Source organism: Hymenobacter canadensis (genome assembly GCF_027359925.1).
In the GTDB taxonomy this organism is placed as follows: Bacteria; Bacteroidota; Bacteroidia; order Cytophagales; family Hymenobacteraceae; genus Hymenobacter; species Hymenobacter canadensis.
In genome coordinates, this window is sequence record NZ_CP114767.1 from 369895 (window position 1) to 383385 (window position 13491).

Consider the following 13491-nt stretch of genomic DNA (forward strand, 5'->3'; position numbering starts at 1 on the left):
GAATGCCTATGCTATGGGTTCCGGGCCCGCCCAAACGCCGGATTCGCGCTACTACCTGGCGGCAGCTCACAGCTGGGCCACCACCCGCCACCTGCTCAATCCGGATGGCACGACCTACGTATTCTGGGGGCCGCTGTATCCGGTGCTGCTGGCTGCTGCTGGCGCAGTGCGTACGCCGGCTCTGGCGGTACCAATGCTGCATGCCGTGTGTCTGCTGGGGAGTTGGGCCGGCTGGACCTGGCTCAGCAGGAAGATGCTGGGCACGGATGCCGCCTGGCCGGCCGTGGTGCCGTGGGTGCTGGCGTTCAGCACACCGTGGCTGATGGCGGCTAAGTTTATCTGGGCGGAATCCGTGTTTCTGCTGCTGTTTACGGCGTATGCGGCGGCCCTGTACGGCTACCTGACGAGCCGGCAGCACCGCTGGCTGGTGCTGGCTACGGTAGCCGGGTTTTTGCTACCGCTGCAGCGTACTACCGGCCTGTTTCTGCTGGCCGGCACCGCCGTTGGGCTGCTGGTCGGCTATGGCTGGCAGCAGATGGGCCGGCGGCGGGGCATCCTGGTCTGGCACCTGCTGGCCAGCTTGTCGGGCGGCGTGGCTTGGCAGGCCTGGGTGGCCCGCTCGCAGCACGATGAGCCACTGGTGGTGTACGCCAAGGCTGCTTGGGGCCTGCAGCCGCTCAGCGACTTCAGCTTCGTGCTGACGCGCTGGGTGGTGCCGCTGCCAGTGCCTGCCGGCTCTGTGTCGTGGGGCTTCCTGCTGGCCGGCGCGGCACTGCTGGGGCTTCTCGTACTGGGGGCCGGCAATCTGGGGCGGTTCGGGTGGGTGCTGCTGATAACGGTGGCCACGTACATCGGCTGGCACGTGGTGGCGCACGTGCTGAGCCGCGGAGCCGCCGGCCTGCACGATGGCGAACGATACGCCGGCGCGGTGTTCGGGCCGGTTGTGCTGCTGCTGTCTGGGGCTATTCGGGCGTTGGCGGGCCGGCATCCGCGCTGGCTGTTGGTGGTGCTGTTACTGTGGCTCATGTATCCGGCCGCCCGGGCGGTTCGCAACAGCCGTTTTCTACATCAGCTGCCAACTACTCTCGCTGCAGCCGCGGAATAGCACTGCCAAAAAATGGTAGCCTGCAATGCCGGCATACGCTGGCTACTGCCGCTGCACCGGCAGCTTGTCGGGACACGCGGCCAGCAGCTCGGCTACCGTGCACTGCAAGGTTGGGTGCCAGATTGCACTGGCAATTTCGGCCAAAGGCGCCAGCGCAAACCGGCGCTCCGGCAGGCGCGGATGCGGGATCTGCAAGTCCGGCAAGTCTACTATCTCCTGCCCGTAGAGCAGAATATCTACATCGAGGGTGCGGGCCCCCCAGCGCACCTCCCGCACCCGGCCGGCCTGCTGCTCGGTGGCCAAACACACCTGCAGCAGGTGAGTAGGGGAGAAGCTGGTCTGGATGCTGAGCGCCTGATTGAGAAACGGCGGCTGGTCTTCCACGCCCCAGGCGGCGGTTTCGTAGAGGCCGGAAGCGGCCACAACGGGGCCGGCTGCTTCGCTCAGATACTGTCTGGCTTCCTGCAGAATCGTGGCCCGGTCGCCGAGGTTGGAGCCGAGCAGGAGGTAGGCGATAGGCATAACAGCTACCATGTACTACAACACACGCCGCAGAAAATCCGCCGTGGCTTCGGCGGCCTGCAGCGCCTCCGCGGGTAGCTCCGCTTTCGGCCAGGGATGCGCGCCGCCAAAGTTGTGGGTGACATCGGGCAGCACCTGCAGCTCGGCCGTGGGCTTCCAGCTGTGCAACTCGTGGGCCCGCGCCAGGAGCACGGTTTCGTCCTGGTCGCCGTGCAGGATGAGCAGGGGCTGGCGCAGCTTGCGGCGCAGGTTGTGGCGGATGTCGAGGCGCAGGCGGTTCTGGTGGTAGTCTTCCACAATCTGGTAGTGCATGGGCAGCTGCTGACCGGTACGCGAGTTTTCCACGTGAAAAACGCCCTGCTGCTGCCACTGCTGCATCAGCGGCTCGGGCCAGCCCGGGTTGACGTTGCTGATGGCCGCCCACGTCACGACGGCGCGCACGCGGGCATCCTCGGCCGCCTTCAGCAGCACCAGCCCGCCGCCCCGGCTGTGCCCGATGAGGGCCAGGCGGGACAGGTCCATTTCGGCCGCGGGCACGGGCGTTTGCTCTTGCAGCAGGCAGTCGAGCAGCGCGCCGATGTCGTCGAGCTCCAGGCTGAAATTATTTCGGCCGAAGGCTTCCAGGTCTTCCAGGTCGCCGGTGCCGCCCACCACGAGGCCATTGTGTGAGAGGTTGAGCTTCACGAACACAAAGCCCTGTTCGGCAAACCAATCGGCCAGCACGTTGAAGTGCCCCCAGTCCTTGAATCCCTTGAAGCCGTGCACAAACACTACTACCGGCTTGGGCTGCCCGTCGGGCATATAGCGGGCATCGGCCAGGAAAGGCCGGCTGTGGCGGGTGCAGGCGAGCGGAAAGTCGAGGCGAACAGGCGGCTGGGGCATGCAGCGAAGGTAAGCGGATTGGGGGAGTGTTGAATGGGCGGCCGGGTGAATGGCCAGTGTCTCAGACCGCCTCCCACTTGCAGCAATCCGGCAGTTCACCTGTTTATTTGTTCAACACCACCCTAATCTGCCCATTCGGCCACCCATTCATCCAAAAATTGAACAATCCACTTACCTTCGCAGCGCCCAAAATACCCGCATGACCATAACGCTGGACCAGATACAGGCGCCTATTGCCGCCGAAATGACGGAATTCGAACAGAAATTCCGCGCGTCCATGCAGACCAAGCAACTGCTGCTGGACAAGATTATGGGCTATATCGTGAAGCGCAAGGGCAAGCAGATCCGGCCCATGTTCGTGTTCTTCACGGCCAAAATCAGCGGCGGCGACCCACTGCCGGAAGCCTCTTTCCGGGGCGCGGCCCTCATCGAGCTGCTGCACACGGCCACCCTCGTGCACGACGACGTGGTGGACGAAAGCAACTACCGGCGCGGTTTTTTCAGCATCAATGCCCTCTGGAAAAACAAGATTGCCGTGCTCGTCGGCGACTACCTGCTGAGCAAGGGGTTGCTGCTGAGCCTGGAAAACGACGACTACGAGCTGCTCAAAATCGTGAGCAACGCCGTGAAGGAGCTCAGCGAAGGCGAACTGCTGCAGATTGAGAAGGCCCGCCGCCTCGATATTACCGAGGACGTGTACTTCGACATCATCCGCCAGAAAACGGCCTCGCTGATTGCCTCCTGCTGCGCCGTGGGCGCGGCCTCAGCCGGCGCCGATAAGGAAACCATCGAGCGGGCCCGCCTTTTCGGGGAGAAAGTAGGCATGGCTTTTCAGATCAAAGACGACCTGTTTGACTTCGGGACGGCCGAAATCGGCAAGCCGGTGGGCATCGACATCAAGGAGAAAAAGATGACGCTGCCGCTCATCTACGCCCTCAGCCAGGCCGACTGGCTCACCAAGCGCCGCGTTATCTACAACGTGAAAAACAACGATGGCCGCAAAGACCGGGTGCAGGCCGTCATCGAGTTTGTGCAGCAGTCCGGTGGGCTCGATTACGCCATTAAGGTGATGGAGCGCTACCGCGACGAGGCGCTGGCCGTGCTGCACACGTTTCCGGCCTCGGCCTCGCGCACGTCGCTGGAGCAACTCATCAACTACACCATCGAGCGGAATCACTAATTGACCACGAATTAGCACGAATTTAAGCGGATTTCACGGATTTTGTGGACGATTGATGTTCGTGTAAAACAAAAGAGGCTTGCCAACTGGCAAGCCTCTTTTGTTTGTAGTGCAAGTGGAAGTCAGGCGCCAGGAATCAGCGCCGTCCACAAAATCCGTGAAATCCGCTTAAATCCGTGCTAATCCGTGGTCAATTAGTGATTCAGTTGGTAGGACACGCTACCGGGGGCTACTTCCGAAACGTCGAATTTTACGCCCTCGAAGGTGCTTTTGACGGTGATTTCGTGGGTCATGTCGCAGCCGGGGCACTTCACTTCTTCTTTTTCGTACTGGCCGTCGTCTTCCATGGAATTGGCTAGATGGTCGGGGGCGGGCACGCCGAGCGAGTCGGTGAAGACTTCGGTGTGGCACATGTTGCACTCAAACTTGAGGCCTACGGTGTGGCCCTGCAGGTCGGCAAGGGGAGCAAGCGTGTCGGGGTTCTGTTGAATCCACATAAGCGGGCGTAGGTTTGGTTGTGGGAGAAAGAGTGGGGCACCCGGCGGAGCCGGGCAATGGGTTGTACGGCGAGAAGGGCTGGCAGGGTTGTGTACCGGGCCCGCAACAATCGGGCGGGCATGGCGCGCAACTCAGCTTGCCCGCACCCGGCGAAAAGCCACCCGCCGCCACGTGCCGGCTACCACCCAACCGCGCCGACGCTGTATATTCCGGGGCCCAACCCCGGGCCTGCCTGCTTTCTATGTCCGAAATTCCTGATCTGCCGCTGTCGGAGCTGGCCGGGCCGCTGCCGCGCGTACCCCGCTGGCGCACCCTGCTGGGCTCCCTGGCCATGGCCCGCCAGCCCATCCGCAACCTCGACCGGGCCCTGTCGCACCACGGCGACACGGTAGGCCTGCACCTGGGCGGCGTGCGGCCCTGCATCGTCACGCGCGACCCGGCACTGGCCCAGCATATCCTGCAGAAAAACCACCGTCGCTACCTCAAGTCCGACCTCACGCACGGCCTGATCCGGTACCTGGGCCGCGGCCTGCTCACCAACGAAGGCGCCGACTGGCTGCGGCAGCGCCGCCTGATTCAGCCCGGCTTCCACCGGCAGCGGCTGGCGGCCCTCACGCGCCTGATGCAGGCTGCCGCCGAGGAGTGGAGCCAGGACCTGCGCGCCCGCCTGGCCGCGGCCGGCGGCGGGCTCACTGTGGATATTCACGCCGAAATGACCCGGGTGGCGTTCCACATCATCGCGCAGGCCACCTTTGGCACCAGCATGACTGATGCTGAGCGAAACCGCCTGTCGGATATCCTGACCCGCATTCAGGCCTTTTACGTGCGCACCATCCGGCAGCCCTACCTGCGGCCTTGGTTTACGGCGCGCGGCACGTTCCGCCAGCACGATGCCCTCAGCCAGGAGCTGCGCGAGCTGGTACGCGGCTACATCCGCCGGCGCCAGGCCGCGCCGGGCACTCCGGCTTCACCTGAAACAGCAGCCCCTTTCACGAATAACTCGCCGCCTGTCACCCCAACACTTCCCGACGACCTGCTGCAGATGCTGCTGGATGCCCGCTATGAGGACACCGGGGAAGGTATGAGCGAGGAGCAGTTGCTGGATGAGGCCAACATCCTGCTGTTGGCCGGCCACGAAACCAGCGCCAATGCCCTGAGCTGGATGCTGTATCTGCTGGCCCGGCACCCGGAGGCTGCCGCGCAGGTGCGGCAGGAGCGGGCCGCCGCCGGCCTCGCCCAGCGCCCACCCGAATTCGCGGAGCTAACCCAACTGCCATACTCAATGCAGGTGGTGCAGGAAACCATGCGCCTCTACCCGCCCGCCTGGATTCTGGACCGCGTGGCGCTGGAGGACGACGAGTTTCGGGGCCTGCCCATCCCGAAAGGCACGCTGTTTTCCATCTACATCCACGGTATCCACCGCCACCCGGGGCTTTGGCCGGAGCCCGATGCATTCCGGCCCGAGCGGTTCGCGCCCGGCCAAGAGCCGCCCATTCCGGCCTATGCCTACCTGCCCTTCGGGGGTGGGCCGCGGCTGTGCGTGGGCAGCCACTTCGCCCTCACCGAAATTCAGCTGGTGCTGCTGGAAGCCCTGCGCCACTTCACGTTTGCGCCCATTTCCGAGGCGCCGGCCGGTACTGATCCGCTGATTACCTTGCGCCCCAAGGGGCCGCTGTGGCTGGCCGTCAGCAGCGCCTGAGCCCCGTCCTGCCCATTTCCTGCCAACTGCTGCCATGACGCCGCCTCTGCTTACTCTGCTCGACACGCCCGCCGTAGCGGTGCCCCGCCTCGAAACGCCCGACCTGCTGCTGCGCTGCCCTCTGCCCACCGACCTGCCGGAGTTTACGGCCCTGCTCAACGATCCGGCATTTTACCGCTTCCTGGGCAACAAGCCCCAGACCGAGGAGGAAGTGTGGCGGCGGATGCTGGGCCAACTGGGGCACTGGGCCATGTTTGGCTACGGCGCCTGGTCCATTGAGGAAAAAGCCACCGGCCGCTACTGCGGCTCCGTGGGCTTCTTTGATTTTCAGCGCGACCTGACGCCTTCGCTCAAGGGCACGCTGGAGGCCGGTTGGACCATTGCCCCGCGTCTGCACGGCCGCGGCTACGCCAGCCAGGCGCTGCAGGCGGCCCTGGCCTGGATTGAGCCCCGCTTCCCCCACGCCCGCCTCACCTGCCTCATCGACCCCGACAACGTGGCCTCCCTAGCCGTAGCCCGCAAGTTCCACTTCCACGAATTCGCCCGCGCCACCTACCACGGCGAGCCCATTGTGCTGCTGGAAAGGCTCACGGATTTTTCCGGATAGGGACGGATTTATCGGATTTCGTGGACGATTGATGTTCGTGTAAAACAGTAAAGGCTTGCCAACTGGCAAGCCTTTACTGTTTGTAGTGCAAGTGAAAGCCAGAAATCAGCGCCGTCCACAAAATCCGTGAAATCCGCTTAAATCCTTTCTAATCCGTGATCCTTATTCCGCCAGCAGCTGGTCGATGGTTTTGTTGAATTCGGCCACTTCCTGCGCGTAGTACTTGCCGGTGCCGGGGCCCGAGTAGCCGGTGTGGATCTTGCGCACCTCGCCTTTCTTATCCAGGAAAATGGTGGTCGGGAAGGCAATGACCTTCTGCAGCTGCGGCAGCGACTTGCTGGCCTCCGCCGACGATGCCTGCCCGGCCACGGCTAGGTCGTAGCCGATGTTCATGCGCTCTTTCATCTTCAGCAGCTTCTGCGAAGCTACTTTCTGGTCGGTGGTGCGCTCGTAGCCCAGCCCGATGATTTCCACGCCGCGCTGCTTGTTCTTCTCGTACCAGGGGGCCAGGAAGTTGGTTTCGTCCATGCAGTTGGGGCACCACGAGCCCAGCACCTGCAGCACTACCACTTTGCCTTTGTACTTGGGGTCGGAAGGGGAGATGCTGCCGCCTTCGTAGATGCTCGGAAACTTGAAATCCAGCTTTTTCTGGCCGGGCTTCATGCCGGTCAGGGCGTTGGCGTCAGGCAGTTTGGCGTTGGGGTCCAGCGTGGCGGTCCAGGTTTCGTGGCCCGACTTGCCGCTGTAAAAGTCGCCTTGCAGCGCATTTCCTTGTTTCTGCGCCGTGAACAGGAAACCGTGGCTGCCATCGAAAGTCGAGAGTTTCAGCGTATTCCCATCGGCCTGCCCCGCCAGGTAGCGGTAGTCGCCGGTAGATGTCAGGAACGTGCCGGCTACGTTCGGGCCTTCCTGCTTGAAAAGCCCAACGGCCGGATACGTTTTGCCGTCGCTGCCTTTGAACGTGACTTTCCAGGTGCCGTCGAATGATTCCACCTTCTGGTCGGCCATCACCGGAAACAGCGGCTCGGCGCCCTTAGTGGCCGCAAATGCTACCCGGTACGGCTCCTTGCCGTCGTATTTCACCCAGGTGCCTTTGAGCTTGTCGGCGCCATCGGCGCGCACCACCAGGGCGGCATCGAACACGCCCAGCCGAATGGTGGTAGAGTCACCAGCGGTGCTGATTTCGTCGAGTTTGAGGCGTTCTTCGCCGTTGCGCAGCGTCACGGTGGGCTTGCCGCCGTCGGTGGCTACGTCGAACAGAAACGGTATTTCCTGGCCCTGGGCCGACAGTACGCCGCGCCAGGTGCCGGCCGAAAGCGCCGTAGCGCCGGCCGTGCCGGCCGCTTCGGTAGCGGCCTGGTTTTCAGAAGTAGAGGAATTGGGCTGGCAGGCCACGGCGGCCAGCGCGAGTCCGGCCCCGAGTACTGCCTTGCGAATGTCAATGGCAACGGGCATACAAAAAAGGGTTAAGGTGATTCGGGGCTAAACTACAGTAGCGCCGAATTAGTTTACAGTGGAATGGCCGCGAATGTAGCCCAACTTTGGCCGGCGTCGGCTGGAATCATTCTAAATGCCAGTGGCTATTGGCTTCCGGCCACCGAAAAGTTGGGCTGCGCAACGACCGGTACCTATATTTGCGTACCTGTCTTTGATAGGCACGTTCTCTCCACTTTTTCCCTTTTGAATTATGGCGTTTGACTTAGAAATGATCAAGGCTGTGTACGCTGGCATGGGCTCCCGCATCGAGGCCGCCCGTACCGCCGTTGGCCGCCCGCTTACCCTCACCGAAAAAATCCTGTACGCTCACCTGTACGGCGGCACGGTTTCGCAGGCGTTTGAGCGGGGCGTTTCCTACGTCGACTTCGCCCCCGACCGTGTGGCCATGCAGGACGCTACCGCCCAGATGGCGCTGCTCCAGTTCATGCAGGCCGGCAAGCCCCAGGCCGCCGTGCCCAGCACCGTACACTGCGACCACCTGATTCAGGCCAAAGAAGGCGCTACCGAAGATTTGGCCATCGCCAACTCCGAAAACAAAGAGGTCTACGACTTCCTAGCTTCGGTTTCCAATAAATACGGCATCGGCTTCTGGAAGCCCGGCGCTGGTATCATTCACCAGGTAGTGCTCGAAAACTACGCCTTCCCCGGCGGTATGATGATCGGCACCGACTCGCACACGCCCAACGCGGGTGGCCTCGGCATGATTGCTATTGGCGTAGGCGGCGCCGATGCCGTGGACGTAATGGCCGGCATGGCCTGGGAGCTGAAGTTCCCGAAAGTAATCGGCGTGAAGCTGACCGGCAAAATGAACGGCTGGACTTCGGCCAAAGACGTTATCCTGAAAGTAGCGGGCATCCTGACCGTGAAAGGCGGCACTGGCGCTATCGTGGAGTACTTCGGCGAAGGCGCTAACAGCCTCTCGGCCACCGGCAAAGGCACCATCTGCAACATGGGCGCTGAAATCGGGGCTACCACCTCGGTGTTCAGCTACGACGAGAAGATGGGCGACTACCTGCGCTCCACTGAGCGGGCCGACATTGCCGACCTCGCCGCCGGCGTGGCCCAGCACCTGCGCGCCGACGACGAGGTGTACGCCAACCCCGAAGCTTTCTACGACCGTCTCATCGAAATCGACCTGAACACGCTGGAGCCTTACGTGAACGGTCCGTTCACGCCGGACGCCGCCTGGCCGATTTCGGAGTTCGCCGCCGCCGTAAAGGAGCACGGCTGGCCCGAGAAATTGGAAGTGGGCCTGATTGGCTCGTGCACCAACTCCAGCTACGAGGACATCACGCGCGCCGCCAGCATTGCCGGCCAGGCCGTGAGCAAAGGCCTGACGGTTAACGCCGAATTCACCGTAACGCCTGGCTCGGAGCTGGTGCGCTACACCGTGGAGCGCGACGGTCTGCTCGACACCTTCGCCCAGATGGGCGGCGTGGTGCTGGCCAACGCCTGCGGACCGTGCATCGGGCAGTGGGCCCGCCACACCGACGACCCCAAGCGCCGTAACTCCATCATCACGAGCTTCAACCGCAACTTTGCCAAGCGCAACGACGGCAACCCGAACACCCACGCTTTCGTGGCTTCGCCTGAAATCGTGACGGCCTTCGCCATTGCCGGCGACCTGACGTTCAACCCGCTCACCGACACGCTGACCACCAAAGACGGCCAGCAGGTGAAGTTCGACGAGCCGCAGGGCATTGAGCTGCCGCCCGCTGGTTTCGCCGTGGAAGATGCCGGTTTCCAGGCGCCTGCCGCCGATGGCTCGGGCGTAGAGGTGCTGGTAGCAACTACCTCCGACCGTCTGCAGCTGCTCGACCCCTTCAAGCCGTGGGAAGGCACCGACCTGAAAGGGTTGCGCCTGCTCATCAAGGCCCAGGGCAAGTGCACCACCGACCATATTTCGATGGCCGGCCCGTGGCTGAAATACCGCGGCCACCTGGACAACATCTCCAATAACATGCTCATCGGGGCTACCAACGCTTTCAACGGTGAAACCAACGCCGTGAAAGATGGCTTGACGCAGGGTACGCCGTACTCGCCTGTGCCCGCTGTGGCCCGCAACTACAAGGCCCAGGGCATCGGGTCGATTGTGGTAGGCGATGAGAACTACGGCGAAGGCAGCTCGCGCGAGCACGCCGCCATGGAACCTCGCCACTTGGGCGTGCGTGCTATCCTGGTGAAGAGCTTCGCCCGGATTCATGAAACCAACCTGAAGAAGCAGGGCATGCTGGGCCTCACCTTCGCCAACAAGGCCGATTACGACCTGATTGAGGAGGACGACACGTTCGACATCCTCGGCCTGACGGAGTTTGCCCCCGGTAAGCCTCTGCAGATCCGTCTGCACCACGCCGACGGCGACACCGACCTCATCACGGTGAACCACACCTACAATGAAGGCCAGATCGAGTGGTTCAAAGCCGGCTCGGCCCTGAACCTGATCCGTCTGAAGGAGTCGGGCGAAGCCCAACTGTCGCAGAAGTAATTCCGGCCTCGGCCCGCAAGTGAAAACGGCCGCTTCACAATGGGGAGGCGGCCGTTTTTTTGTGCCTTATCAGGACGAAACGGCGCCGCAAACCGGCTGAATCTATGCTGAAATGTAGTACTTGTAAAGTCTGAATATCTGACTGAAAACAGCTGCAACGAGATTTTAAAGCAGATTTTCGAGTACGTTAGAAGTCCTGAAAACGCAATAATTCGGGTGCAGGAGAGGAGGGCGGTGCGCTATACTTGTCGCAGCATATCAGTCCGGAAGACTGGTAGCAATTCTCACCGACATACGCTCCTGCCGTGCTTCGCCCCGCCTCCCGTCTGCCACTCGCCCTGAAAGTGCTCTTCACCGCCTTCCTGGCCGTGATGGTGCCGGTGTACTGGTACAACTATGGCCCCAGCAACTTCCTGTACTTCTGCGATATATCGTTGCTGCTCTGCCTGATCAGCGTCTGGACTGAGAAGGCCCTGCCGGCGTCGATGGCGGCGGTGGGCATTCTGCTGCCACAGGTGCTCTGGTGCGCCGATTTCGTGGGCGAGCTGCTGGGCGTCCGGCTGCTGGGCATGACCTCGTACATGTTCGATGAAAACCGCAGCCTGTTTCTGCGGGGCCTCTCGTTTTTCCACGGCTGGCTGCCGTTCCTGCTGGTGTACCTGGTGCGCCGCCTCGGCTACGACCGGCGCGCCCTCTGGGCCTGGACGGGCGTGGCCTGGGGCCTGTGCCTGGTAGCGTACTTCCTGCTGCCGCCCGCCGGCGCCATCATGCCCGACCCGAAGATTCCGGTGAACATCAACTACGTGTTCGGCTTCGATGATGTGGCCCCGCAAACCTGGCTGCCGGCCCCGGTGTACCTGGTCTGCTGGATGCTGGCGCTGCTGGTGGTCGCCTATCTGCCCACGCACTTCGTGCTGCGTCGCTGGAGTGCCCGCCGCGCTTACAAGGGATTGACAAGCGAGCTGGCTATGATAAGAGTGAGCTAAGATTCTACCGCCTGCTCCGCCTGCGCCTCCTGGGGCTTCTGCACCAGATAATAGTACAGCAGAATCACGAGGCCCGTCAGGAACGGCAGCAGCGCCAGATGCTTGCCAGTAACGTTGCCCCACACCCGCACGGTATCGAAGCCCAGAAACTCGCTGACCATCCAATAGGAGTTGGCCGAAATCCAGAACACGATGGCTAGGTTGTGGGCCAGCTCTGAGGTGACGTGCCGGGTGCGCCAGGTGATAACCAGCGCAATTGTCAGGGTCGGGAAAATCATGCTGATGCCCAGCGGTTTCCAGAGCATGCACCAGCCGATATCCTTGAGTAGCCAGAACAGAATGTGCAGGTTTTCCATGCGGCGGTACGGGGCCGGAATGGTGTACGTCTGGTCGTCGGGCTGAGGCATGGCAGAAGGAAAGTTGCCAAATATAGGCCGGCAACGGCTTTCTTTGCGCTCTTTCGTATGAGGGGTCATTTCCCTTCTTTGCTCACTCTGTCCCTCGTTGCCACATGCCCGTTACGCTGAAGAAAATAGCCAAAGGAGCCGCCTATGCCGGCGGCAGTATACTCGGCCTGCTGGCGCTGTATGGCGTGGCTGCGGTGGGGCTGTCGGCCGTGCCAGTGGGCGAGCGTGGCCGGCCCGCCCCCGATAGCGTGGAGGTGTATATCCTCTCCAACGGCGTGCACACCGACATTGTGGTGCCCGTGCGCAGCCCGCAGATCGACTGGACCCGGCAGATCCGCTACGCCGACACGCCCGCCGCCGACCCGAGCATGCAGTTCGTCGGCTTCGGCTGGGGCGACAAGGGCTTCTACCTCGACACGCCCACCTGGGCCGAGCTCAAGCCCAGCACGGCCTTCAAGGCCATGTTCTGGCTGGGCGAGTCGGCTATCCACGCCACGTTCCACCACCGCCCCACCGAGGGCAAAGACTGCGTCCGGCTCTACCTGTCGCGCGCGCAGTATGCCCGCCTGATCGACTTCATCCAGCAGAGCTTCGACTACGACGCACAGGGCCGCGTGGAGCACATTGCCGGCCACAGCTACGGCCAGTTCGACGCGTTTTACGAAGCCCGCCGCACCTACAACTTGTTCTACACCTGCAACAGCTGGACCAATGAGGCCCTGAAGGCTGCCGGCCAGCGCGCCGCCTTCTGGACACCCTTCGACGCCGGAATTTTCTGGCACTACCGGGAACGAGGTGTAACCGAAGGCGGAAGATAGAAGTCTGTTTAACAGATAATTATAAAGATAGGCGATGAAAATATCCCGCTCCGCCTATCCTTCAGGGCCGAAAAACGTATAATGCGACTATGATAACCTACGACGAAATCTTCGAGAACAACCGCCAGTGGGTGGAGTCCAGCACGGCTGGTAATGTGGACTTCCTTAAGCACCTGGCCTCCGACCAGAAACCGGACTACCTCTACATCGGCTGCTCCGACTCGCGCGTGACGGCCGAAGAGCTGATGGGCGTGGCGCCTGGGGAGGTATTTGTGCATCGCAACATAGCCAACCTGGTCATTAACATCGACCTGAACGCTACGTCGGTGATTGAGTACGCCGTGGCTCACCTAGGGGTAAAGCACATTGTGGTGTGTGGCCACTACGGCTGCGGCGGCGTAAAGGCCGCTATGCAGCCCCAGGACCTAGGCATCATGAACCCGTGGCTGCGCAACATCCGCGACGTGTACCGCCTGCATCACGCCGAACTAGATAAGATTGAAGACACCACGGCCCGCTACGACCGACTGGTGGAGTTGAACGTGCAGGAGCAGTGCGTCAACGTCACGAAAATGGCTATCGTACAGCAGACCTATCTGGAAAAGGGCTACCCAACGGTCCACGGCTGGGTATTCGACCTGAAAACTGGCCTGCTGAAAGACTTGAACCTGGACTTCGAGCACATCCTGCACGATATTCAGGAAATCTACAACCTTGGCGACCAGGTGATGTTCGGGGAAGGCAAAAAGACGCCAGCCATTGAAATTGGGCAGGAAGCCAAGACCGATGTGCAACGTTAATATCT

General features: G+C 62.0%; 13 protein-coding genes. 8 read left to right on the top strand and 5 right to left on the bottom strand.

What is annotated here, in order from left to right:
• Positions 1–13 precede the first annotated feature (13 nt).
• Positions 14–1105 (top strand): hypothetical protein, encoded by a 1092-nt coding sequence (locus O3303_RS01630; RefSeq protein WP_269560327.1) that lies wholly within the window; start codon positions 14–16, stop codon positions 1103–1105.
• 42 nt (positions 1106–1147) lie between these two features.
• Here O3303_RS01630 and folK read toward each other — a convergent pair whose 3' ends face one another.
• Together folK and O3303_RS01640 are read right to left on the bottom strand one after the other, a co-directional pair.
• Complete coding sequence (gene folK / locus O3303_RS01635) at positions 1148–1627, bottom strand: 2-amino-4-hydroxy-6-hydroxymethyldihydropteridine diphosphokinase (RefSeq protein ID WP_269560328.1); 480 nt, start codon at positions 1625–1627, stop codon at positions 1148–1150.
• A gap of 15 nt (positions 1628–1642) precedes the next feature.
• Positions 1643–2509 (bottom strand): alpha/beta hydrolase family protein, encoded by an 867-nt coding sequence (locus O3303_RS01640; protein WP_269560329.1) that lies wholly within the window; start codon positions 2507–2509, stop codon positions 1643–1645.
• 199 nt (positions 2510–2708) lie between these two features.
• Here O3303_RS01640 and O3303_RS01645 point away from each other — a divergent pair, with 199 nt between their 5' ends.
• On the top strand, positions 2709–3689 hold the full coding sequence (locus O3303_RS01645) for a polyprenyl synthetase family protein (protein ID WP_269560330.1): 981 nt from the start codon (positions 2709–2711) through the stop codon (positions 3687–3689).
• 194 nt (positions 3690–3883) lie between these two features.
• On the opposite strand, the gene O3303_RS01650 is transcribed toward O3303_RS01645, so the two are convergent.
• Positions 3884–4186, bottom strand: coding sequence for a hypothetical protein (locus O3303_RS01650; protein ID WP_269560331.1), 303 nt, complete (start codon positions 4184–4186; stop codon positions 3884–3886).
• A 242-nt stretch (positions 4187–4428) separates the two neighbouring features.
• Between O3303_RS01650 and O3303_RS01655 the strand changes: the two genes are divergently transcribed.
• Positions 4429–5886, top strand: a complete 1458-nt coding sequence (locus tag O3303_RS01655; protein WP_269560332.1) for a cytochrome P450 — start codon at positions 4429–4431, stop codon at positions 5884–5886.
• A 34-nt stretch (positions 5887–5920) separates the two neighbouring features.
• Positions 5921–6493 (top strand): GNAT family N-acetyltransferase, encoded by a 573-nt coding sequence (locus O3303_RS01660; protein ID WP_269560333.1) that lies wholly within the window; start codon positions 5921–5923, stop codon positions 6491–6493.
• Positions 6494–6655: 162 nt separating this feature from the next.
• Here O3303_RS01660 and O3303_RS01665 read toward each other — a convergent pair whose 3' ends face one another.
• Positions 6656–7948, bottom strand: a complete 1293-nt coding sequence (locus O3303_RS01665) for a peroxiredoxin family protein (protein WP_269560334.1) — start codon at positions 7946–7948, stop codon at positions 6656–6658.
• Between the two features lie 232 nt (positions 7949–8180).
• On the opposite strand from O3303_RS01665, the gene O3303_RS01670 reads away from it, so the two are divergent.
• Both O3303_RS01670 and O3303_RS01675 read left to right on the top strand, forming a co-directional pair.
• Complete coding sequence (locus O3303_RS01670; RefSeq protein WP_269560335.1) at positions 8181–10475, top strand: aconitate hydratase; 2295 nt, start codon at positions 8181–8183, stop codon at positions 10473–10475.
• A 305-nt stretch (positions 10476–10780) separates the two neighbouring features.
• Positions 10781–11461 (top strand): membrane-associated protein, encoded by a 681-nt coding sequence (locus O3303_RS01675; RefSeq protein ID WP_269560336.1) that lies wholly within the window; start codon positions 10781–10783, stop codon positions 11459–11461.
• Here the strand turns inward: O3303_RS01675 and O3303_RS01680 are convergent.
• Positions 11458–11868, bottom strand: coding sequence for a hypothetical protein (locus tag O3303_RS01680; protein ID WP_269560337.1), 411 nt, complete (start codon positions 11866–11868; stop codon positions 11458–11460). The genes O3303_RS01675 and O3303_RS01680 overlap by 4 nt on opposite strands.
• A 104-nt stretch (positions 11869–11972) precedes the next feature.
• Here O3303_RS01680 and O3303_RS01685 point away from each other — a divergent pair, with 104 nt between their 5' ends.
• Positions 11973–12686 (top strand): TIGR02117 family protein, encoded by a 714-nt coding sequence (locus O3303_RS01685; RefSeq protein WP_269560338.1) that lies wholly within the window; start codon positions 11973–11975, stop codon positions 12684–12686.
• Positions 12687–12775: 89 nt separating this feature from the next.
• Positions 12776–13486, top strand: a complete 711-nt coding sequence (locus O3303_RS01690) for a carbonic anhydrase (protein WP_269560339.1) — start codon at positions 12776–12778, stop codon at positions 13484–13486.
• Positions 13487–13491 lie beyond the last annotated feature (5 nt).